General features: G+C 39.8%; 7 protein-coding genes and 4 pseudogenes. 4 read left to right on the plus strand and 7 right to left on the minus strand.

Features of this window, described 5'->3' with window-relative positions; genetic code table 11:
* Window positions 1-785, minus strand: a 785-nt coding sequence (locus tag B3Q46_RS03830) for an aldehyde dehydrogenase family protein (protein ID WP_286713577.1), incomplete at its 3' end; no start/stop codon positions are given.
* 336 nt (window positions 786-1,121) lie between these two features.
* Window positions 1,122-2,090, minus strand: coding sequence for an alpha/beta hydrolase (locus tag B3Q46_RS03835; protein WP_286713579.1), 969 nt, complete (start codon window positions 2,088-2,090; stop codon window positions 1,122-1,124).
* A 519-nt stretch (window positions 2,091-2,609) separates the two neighbouring features.
* Between B3Q46_RS03835 and B3Q46_RS03840 the strand changes: the two genes are divergently transcribed.
* Window positions 2,610-3,200: a TIGR00730 family Rossman fold protein gene (locus tag B3Q46_RS03840; RefSeq protein ID WP_005233278.1), complete on the plus strand. Its 591-nt coding sequence runs from the start codon at window positions 2,610-2,612 to the stop codon at window positions 3,198-3,200.
* 258 nt (window positions 3,201-3,458) lie between these two features.
* Here B3Q46_RS03840 and B3Q46_RS03845 read toward each other — a convergent pair whose 3' ends face one another.
* The 3 genes and pseudogenes from B3Q46_RS03845 to B3Q46_RS03855 form a co-directional block, all read right to left on the minus strand.
* Window positions 3,459-3,695 carry a VF530 family DNA-binding protein gene (locus B3Q46_RS03845; RefSeq protein ID WP_004280931.1) on the minus strand — a complete coding sequence of 79 codons (237 nt, stop codon included), beginning with the start codon at window positions 3,693-3,695 and terminating at the stop codon, window positions 3,459-3,461.
* 153 nt (window positions 3,696-3,848) lie between these two features.
* Window positions 3,849-3,974 (minus strand): annotated as a pseudogene (locus tag B3Q46_RS03850) (IS4 family transposase); the annotation flags it as partial.
* 84 nt (window positions 3,975-4,058) lie between these two features.
* Window positions 4,059-4,250 carry a hypothetical protein gene (locus B3Q46_RS03855; protein WP_005105075.1) on the minus strand — a complete coding sequence of 64 codons (192 nt, stop codon included), beginning with the start codon at window positions 4,248-4,250 and terminating at the stop codon, window positions 4,059-4,061.
* A gap of 206 nt (window positions 4,251-4,456) precedes the next feature.
* Here B3Q46_RS03855 and B3Q46_RS03860 point away from each other — a divergent pair.
* Both B3Q46_RS03860 and B3Q46_RS03865 read left to right on the plus strand, forming a co-directional pair.
* Window positions 4,457-4,612, plus strand: a pseudogene (locus B3Q46_RS03860) (IS982 family transposase); the annotation flags it as partial.
* Between the two features lie 108 nt (window positions 4,613-4,720).
* Window positions 4,721-6,493 carry an alkaline phosphatase D family protein gene (locus tag B3Q46_RS03865; RefSeq protein ID WP_004280933.1) on the plus strand — a complete coding sequence of 591 codons (1,773 nt, stop codon included), beginning with the start codon at window positions 4,721-4,723 and terminating at the stop codon, window positions 6,491-6,493.
* Between the two features lie 44 nt (window positions 6,494-6,537).
* Here the strand turns inward: B3Q46_RS03865 and B3Q46_RS16380 are convergent.
* Window positions 6,538-6,750 (minus strand): annotated as a pseudogene (locus B3Q46_RS16380) (hypothetical protein); the annotation flags it as partial.
* A gap of 70 nt (window positions 6,751-6,820) precedes the next feature.
* Here B3Q46_RS16380 and B3Q46_RS16415 point away from each other — a divergent pair.
* Window positions 6,821-6,910, plus strand: a pseudogene (locus B3Q46_RS16415) (IS982 family transposase); the annotation flags it as partial.
* A 16-nt stretch (window positions 6,911-6,926) separates the two neighbouring features.
* Here B3Q46_RS16415 and ppk1 read toward each other — a convergent pair.
* Window positions 6,927-8,972 (minus strand): polyphosphate kinase 1 (ppk1, locus tag B3Q46_RS03870; protein ID WP_286713585.1); only part of this gene is annotated, 2,046 nt, incomplete at its 5' end.

An 8,972-nucleotide genomic window follows, 5' to 3' on the forward strand; every position in this document is an offset into this window, starting at 1 on the left:
TAGTGCGTAAGTCCTATAATATTTTCAGTCGCATATTGCATGATCAGCTGACCCACAGCGGTAGAACCGGTAAAGGCAATCTTGGCAATGCGTGGATTAGTCGCCAGTGGACGGCCGACTTCAACGCCGTAGCCATTCACGATGTTTAACACACCTTCAGGCAACAGATCCTGAATCAGCTCAACCAGTACCAAAATACTCACCGGCGTCTGTTCAGCGGGTTTCAACACAATACAGTTTCCGGCTGCGAGAGCAGGGGCCAGTTTCCAGGCAGCCATTAGAATCGGGAAGTTCCACGGGATAATCTGCCCAACCACACCTAAAGGTTCATGAAAATGGTAGGCAATGGTGTCTTCATCAATTTCGGAAATTCCACCTTCTTGGGCGCGAATACAGCCGGCAAAATAACGAAAATGGTCAATCGCGAGAGGAATATCTGCTGCCAGGGTTTCTCGGATCGGCTTACCGTTATCCCAGGTCTCTGCGACTGCCAGCAGTTCAAGATTCTCCTCAAGTCGGTCAGCGATTTTTAATAAAATATTGGAACGGGTAGTAGGGGAGCTGTTATTCCATTGCTGTTTAGCGGCATGAGCCGCATCGAGCGCCAGTTCAATATCTTCCACTGATGAGCGCGGAACTTTGGTAAAGGCTTTACCATCTACGGGAGAGACATTATCAAAATATTCACCTTTGATGGGTGGGACCCATTTTCCGCCAATGAAGTTTTCGTATTGGGATTTAAATTGCACTTTTGAACCGTCAGTATTGGGATCTGCATAACGCATAATTCTATTCCTTGATATGATTATTATTGATGAATGCCGAACCACTTCTACTCTGCAAAAGTCCTCAGATTCAACATCTCAGCTCTACTATAGAGAGGGAAAAAAATCGCAGGATAAATACTTACAAGCTTGCTACAAAAGGCAACATTTGAATAAAAATAGAATTTATTATTTTTATAAATTTCAATATCTTATTGTTGTAATGAGATGATTTTAATATGTAAAAAGCATTACTGATCAGCTTGATATTTTTATTTTATATTCAGGAAAAATAGGTAAATAAAATTATTGGAAAATAAGACAGGCAGAGCTTTCTACCTATCTTATTCATCTGGCTTATAGGGCCTTATTCTCCAGCCATTGAAATAGCTGCTGATAGACCTGCTCACGAACCGGTTTTTCTGAAAGAACCAGATCATGTACCCCATTTTGAATCGAACAGAGTTGCACATCGCCCTGGATTTTCTGTGCATGTTCAATCATGTCGTGTACCTGAAGAATCACATCACTGGTTTGAGCATTACGGTTAAAACGTAGGGGATAAGTGGTTTTATGGGCATGCATCAGCAAAGTCGGAATATTTAAACGTACACCTTGATGAATTTCTTTTTGTGCTTCGTGAATGGCATGTACAAAACTCAGACGCACCCAGTGATAGCTGGGTTTTTTCCATTCCAGATCAAAATGCCATTCCCCCTGATAGCTAATATGCAGGCTGGGCACATAATGACGGTTTAAGCGGCTAGGAAATAGCATTTCCGGAAAACGTTTTCCCAGACGGCTCAATTTAGGCACCAGAAACTTTTTCTCAAAAGGTGTCATATTAAAGTCATAAAAAGGACTATTGAGCCATAAGCCTTTAATTAAGGGATGATCTGGATGATGTGCTGCATACAGGGTAGTAATTAGTCCGCCGGTAGAATGGCCACTGAGTAAAACCGTATCATGGCCTTCCCGTCCAATAATTTCGAGAGCCTGACTGATTTCTGCATCGTATTCTGATAGATGATAGACATTATAAAGTTTCTGATGGGACATATAGGATCGGCCATATTTACGTAAATCCAACGCATAAAAATCAAAACCTTGCTGATTAAAACGCTCTGCCATTTCAGTCTGGAAAAAATAATCAATAAAGCCGTGAATATAGAGGACAGCTTTAGAGGTGGGCTGGTCTGTCTTTTTGCGGATCAGTGTGGCAACTACTGTACCTTCAGTATCTGGCGGGAATTCTAAAGTGGCCTGTTCATAACCTTCACCTAGAATGTCAGGTTGATATTCAAGGCTGGAAAGCGGATGGGACATATTGTTCTACTCATGATTATTTTTATTCACTTATCCTTATGGATTGGCTTGCATTTGTCAAATCCTGCTGTCTGACCCATTCGAGATCAGTAGTACCATTCAGAGAATAGCCAAATATAAAATCTCAGGTCATTAGTAACCTGATTGACTAATATAAAGATTAATAAAAAACCCCGGCATCCTGCCGGGGTTTTTCGTATTGGTTCGCTCGGTATAACTCCTGTCGTACCTTACAATCCTTGTGCTTATCTATTGTGATTGTTATATGGAACTTCCTGTTCCTGATGTAAGTATCATAGGAAAATTCCACTATCCGGGATAGCCGCAAAGAACCAGAATCGATGTAAGTCAATGCGTACATGTCTGACTAAAAATTATCCATATTTTCTGTAGAAGTGAGGATTTATTCTGAATCATGAGCTTCGATAAACTAGCCGCTTATGGCTATTTTGCCTGTTTTTAAGACAATTTTTTTATTTTAATGCAGTTAGAATATGTTGATTGATGAGGGGATAAAAAATGAAATCTATTGCAGTCTTTTGTGGTTCAGCTATGGGGAATAGCAAAAATTTTAAAGAGCAGGCCCAAGCTTTGGGTGAGTCTATTGCGAATCGTGGAATCACACTGGTTTATGGGGGTGGCCGAGCTGGTCTGATGGGTGTTGTGGCTGATAGTGCCTTAAATGCCGGTGGAACAGTCATTGGAGTGATTCCACAAAATCTGGTCGATGCAGAATTGGCTCATCCGCTGTTAACAGAGCTGCATGTAGTGAAAAATATGCATGAACGTAAAACAAAAATGTCTGATCTGGCAGATGCGTTTATTGCCTTGCCGGGCGGGGTGGGGACTTTAGAAGAAATTTTTGAGCAGTTGACTTGGGGGCAGTTGGGCCTTCATCAGAAACCTTGTGCATTTTTAAATATCCACGGATTTTATGATGAATTACTAAATTTCCTGATGAAAACGACTGAGGCTGGATTTACCCAGTCACGTTTTACCGATGCCTTGATCTTCTCAAGTTCAATTGAGGAAGTATTGGATGCTGTGGAGCATTATCATGCACCTGAACCGAAATGGAATAAAAGCGTAAAGGCAGTAGAATCGGTATGAGTAATACCCCAACCTTGGCAATAGTCACCGACATAAAATACACTAAATAACATAATTGGTATTTCAATAAACCCTATATATAACAGTTATATAGGGTTTTTATTTTGTGTGGTGTAATTTAAGGTAGAGTAGGGTGCTTTAAGTTTTGGTCACTAATTTTAATATGTAAATCAACAATAATTACCGACATATATATTCTCTTTCTAAGAGTAGTTTACTATTTGGTATAATATTATGATGAGGTTAGGGCTTTGACTGCTACGATTTCTGTTTGGCCTTTTGGCGTAAGACATACAAATATAAGTTTTCTACTTTTTCACGTGCCCATGGGGTGGTACGCAAGAATCGCAATGATGATTTAACACTTGGGTCTATGCAAAAACATCTAATCTCAATTTTACGACTTAAACCTTCAAAGCCACCGTAGTAATCCAATAATTCATCCAAAATGTCAGCAAGTTTTTTACCGTGTAAAGGATCATTGGTGGTGTTCATAATAGATCAATCGTATTTTGGGTGGCCATTATTATAACCTGGGCTAGTTGGAAAACTAGAGAGTTGGAATGTAGGTAATGATGGACTGAATAGCCACCAAAATTCTAGACACACATAACCATATTTTGGACTGCCACTGCTGTCCCACAATTTTTACAAGAGGAAGCTTACGCGAGCTTCCTCTTGATTGATGGAGGCTTTATCGAGTGAAAATAACGCTTTTAAGGTTTTTATTTCAAATAAATTTACTGGAATTATTCTGAGTAAGCGCTGAACTGTATTAGTTCAGAGTTAATCTGATTTTTTATCTTAGGAAAGAAAATTATTTCACCTAACCTTAAAATAATGTTTTTCAGTAACCAGCTAAATTTTTATTTGTTTATAAAGACGCTCTTTAGGGTCTTCATTTGATTTTGTGACTTTATCAGCAAATTTCTTATCTAACATCAAGGCTGCATATGTTTTGTAACCTATCTCCAATCGGTCTACCTTATTTCCTTCTTGTTCAAACTCTTCAATTAATTTATTGACTTTTTTTACGCTGATATCACTCATATCTTTCAACCATTTAATTTGGGGTTCTTTTAATCTAATCTTTAATTATTGAGATTAGATTAAAGTACAAAGCGCATTTAAGGGCTAATAGCTTATGGAGTAATCACCCCAGGTTAATTAACCCGAATCGCGGATAAGAAATAAACTTGAAAAATAAGAGGACTAGAGCCATCAGTTGAGTTACCAAACCTAAAGCTTTAGCCCCGATGTTCAATAGTAACGAATTATTCTGCGTAATTGATGATTTCTTTCTGAAATTTGAAGCAACTTATTGGAAATTTTCTAAATAAAGTCATCAGTCTATAAGAATTCGAATAGCCCAACTCAGCCTCTCAGAAATTAGTTTTATCGTCATTTGGTATATTTAGGACTTGGAAAAATTAGGCTTCATAGAAATGTCATAATTTAGAGATATTAATGTCATCGAACTGGATTAAAAAAGAACAAAAAACCCACAATAGCAAGCTGTTATGACTAAAAAAATATCCAGACGTGAACTGCTTAAGACCTCCATTGCAGGCTTCGGTGCTTTGTCTTTACCCATATCTTTGACCGCTTGTGGCAGTGATGAGGATGCTTCAGATCAAGCTCAGGCACATCCTAAAGTCGCTTTTAAACATGGGGTGGCCAGTGGTGATCCCTTACAGGATCGGATAATTCTATGGACACGCTTAAGTCCGGAAGATGAAAACCTGCGTTATCAGGTGCAGTGGGAAATTGCTGCCGATCAGGATTTTCGCCAGATAATCAATACAGGACAAGTTGAAACCAGTCGGTCGCAAGATTTCACGGTTAAAGTCGATGCGGATCGTCTATCGGCAGGGCAAACTTATTTTTACCGTTTTAAGTGTGCATCGGTATATTCATCTGTCGGTCAAACCAAAACTTTAGCCACGCAAAGCAAGCTGGTGCAATTTGCCGTTTGTTCATGTTCCAATTATCCAGCCGGATATTTTCATATCTATCAGGAAATTGCCCAGCAAGACCTAGATGTGGTGATTCATTTAGGGGATTACATTTATGAGTACGGGATGGGTGGTTATGCGACTGAACAGGCTGCAGCATTAGGCCGAAGTCTGGCTGCAGATAATGCTGAGGAAATCATTAAACTGGAAGACTACCGCAAGCGTTATGCCTTGTATCGAACTGATGCGGACTTACAAGCAGCACATCAGCGTCATCCATTTATTGTGGTCTGGGATGATCATGAGCTGACCAATGATACCTGGGAGCAGGGTGCGGAAAATCATGATGTTTCAGAAGGTGATTTTTTTGCACGTAAGCTGGCTGCTTTGCAGGCCTATTTTGAATGGATGCCGATTCGTCCAGTGTCTGAAACAGATCATTTGAATATTTATCGCCAGTTTAATTTTGGTGATCTGGTTCAGCTGAATATGCTGGATACTCGTATTTTGGCGCGTAACAAGCAATTGCAATATGCTGACTATCTTACCGCGACAGGACTAGATGCCAATAAATTTCAGACAGATTTGCTCAATCCGACGCGTACCTTGTTAGGACATACACAACGTGAATGGATACTGAAACAACTCAGCCAATCGAATGCCGTCTGGAATGTGCTGGGTCAGCAGGTGCTGATGAGCAAGATGCTAATTCCGGCCGAAATTCTGGCTGTTTTGGGGCAGATCACCAGTGGTCAGGCCACTGCAGATGTGTTGCTACAAGTGCGTCAGATGCTGACAGAACTGGTAGGCCTAAAAATACGCTATCTGCAAAATGATCCAACTTTGACAAAGGCAGAATTAGCCAGAATACTGACTGTTGTGCCTTATAATCTTGATGCCTGGGATGGGTACGTCGTGGAGCGTGAGGTGATTTATACGGCTTGTAAACAGCTGAATAAAAAACTGATTGTACTTGCAGGAGATACCCATAATGCCTGGAACTCCACTTTGAGAGATCAAGCCGGCAGTACAGTCGGGGTAGAACTAGCGACCAGTTCAGTTTCATCACCGGGTATGGAGAAGTATTTGCAGATTCCCTTAGCCCAGTTACAGGAATTTGAAATGGCATTTACTACGCTAATTGATGAGCTGAATTATTGTAATTTGAATCAACGCGGATACTTGAGTGTTGCATTTACCCCGGATCAGGTACAGGCGAACTGGATTTTTATCGATAGCATCCAGAATCGTAGTTATCAGGTTGATCAAAGCCGTGCGTATCAGCTTCAATTAGATCATGAATTAAATGAAATCAAACCGTTAAAGCAAACTGCCTAAGCTGCTTAGAGTTTAAATATCCGGGCCAATGCCCGGATATTTTTTTATAACATTTCATCCCTATAGCTATCAATATCCAGATGTTTGATCGTATTTGCAATACTGATGCTCATATTTTAGTAGCCGCGTATATAATCCGGCAAAGTGAATTAATTGCTGTTTTAGTTCGGCATACCGAGGATCATGGCTTGAATAAAAACGTAATTTTAGTCGTAGCAGGCAGGTTTTTTATAAGCCCAAAAACAGATTTTATGTAATGGGAACAAAAATCATGGCAGCCAAGGCCCAAGGAATTAAGAGCTTGGCTTTGTCCCTGATTCCGCGGATTTTAATTTGGGGATTTACGCATTGTTATGTGCATATCAACTCACCCATCAAAATAAGCCAAAAATTCTAATTATAGAATCAGTGGCTTAAACAGGATTCGGGTTAATTAAGATGTATGGTTTAATAAGTGCTGTTGTGCGATATACATGGGCTTATCCAAACTTGGTGTACATTGAATCCATGTTCCATCTGCTTGAAGCTCCCATGCACGGCGGTTATCTTGAAGATAATTCATTAAGCCATCTTGCAGAATTTGTTTACGAAGTTTTTTATCTTCGATTGGGAAACAGGTCTCGATGCGAGAGAATAAATTACGCCCCATCCAATCTGCACTGGCGCAATAAAGCTTGTTTTCGCCCTGATGGTAAAAATAATAAACCCGGGTATGTTCTAAAAAACGTCCCACAATTGAGCGGACTCGAATATTTTCAGAAAGCCCTTTCACTTGTGGGCGTAAGCAGCAAATTGAACGGACAATCAAATCGATTTGAACGCCCGCTTTAGATGCCCTATATAGGGCATCAATTAGTTGAGGTTCAGTTAAGGCATTTACTTTAATAATAATCTGCGCTTTTTTGCCTGCTTTGCTATTTTCAGTTTCAGTTTCGATGAGTTCAATCAATTGAGAATGCAGAGTAAATGGTGCATGAAAAAGTTTTTTCAATTTGACCATTTTCCCCATGCCTGTGAGCTCCTGAAAGACTTTATGGACATCTTCACAAATATCAGCATCACTGGTCAGTAGTCCATAATCAGTATAGATTTTGGCATTCATTGCATGATAGTTACCTGTGCCTAAATGAACATAACGTTTAATTTTGTCTATTTCACGACGCACGATCAGAATCATTTTGGCGTGGGTTTTATAGCCAACGATCCCATATACAACAACCGCCCCAGCTTCTTGTAATAGATTGGCAACTTCGATATTTGACTCTTCATCAAAGCGAGCACGTAATTCAATCACTGCTGTGACTTCCTTACCATTTCGTGCCGCTTCAGCAAGGACTTGCACAATTTCAGAATGTACACCACTCCGATAAAGGGTTTGTTTTATGGCTAACACATGTGGATCATGGGCTGCCTCTTTCAGTAGCTTAATGACCGGAGCGAAAGAGTGAAAAGGGTGATGTAATAAAACATCTCCGGTTTTTAATACCTCAAATATGGATTTTTTCCCATACAACACTTTCGGTAATTTTTGTACATGGGGAGGAAAACGTAACTCTGGCAAATTGAAGTTCGATATAAAGCGCGCCAGATTAAGCGGGCCGTCAATACGATAGAGTTGCTCTTGCTTAAGATCAAATTGTCCAAGTAAATAATCAATAATATTTTCAGGGCAATTTTTAGTCACCTCAAGTCTTACAGCCCGACCAAAGCGCCGTGAGGATAGTTCATCTTTTAAGGCAATTGCTAAGTCTTCAACATCTTCTGAGATAGTTAAATCTGCATTACGTGTGACCCGAAATTGAAAACATCCAGTGGTGGTTACCCCTGGAAATAACTCATGAAGATGTTGCTGAATAATGGCTGAAAGTAGAATGTAGTGTTCATCCTCGCCAGAAATACTATTAGGTAACTTTACTAATCTAGGTAATGATCGTGGTGCGGGAACAATCGCCAAATCAATTTTTCGTCCAAATGCATCTTTACCTTCTAGGGTTACAATGAAATTTAGACTTTTATTCACTAGCCGAGGAAAGGGGTGGGCTGGATCTAAACTGATAGGTGTGACCACAGGTCGAACTTCATTATGGAAATAGTCCTTAATCCATTCTTTATGTTTTTCGAGGATGTCACCATACTGAATGAAATGAACACCATGTCCTTGCAGTTGTGGTAAGAGATTATAATTAAGTATTTTATACTGTTCTTCGACAGCTTCGTGTGCAAGTTTGGAAATGGTGGTGACTATATCTGAGAGGAGTGAGTTATCTGGACGAGCTCTAGCATGATCTGAAAGTTCAATTTGTTGCATTAAACTGGCAACTCGTATTTCAAAAAACTCATCCAGATTACTTGAAAAAATAATTAAAAAATTTAATCGTTCAAGTAAAGGGTATTCAGTATCTTTCGCCTGTGCCAACACCCGCTTATGAAACTCAAATAGTGAGAGCTCTCTATTTATAGTAAGCGTCCGCTGAACACA

The sequence above is a fragment of the Acinetobacter sp. UBA2581 genome, assembly GCF_002339435.1.
Taxonomy (GTDB): domain Bacteria; phylum Pseudomonadota; class Gammaproteobacteria; order Pseudomonadales; family Moraxellaceae; genus Acinetobacter; species Acinetobacter variabilis.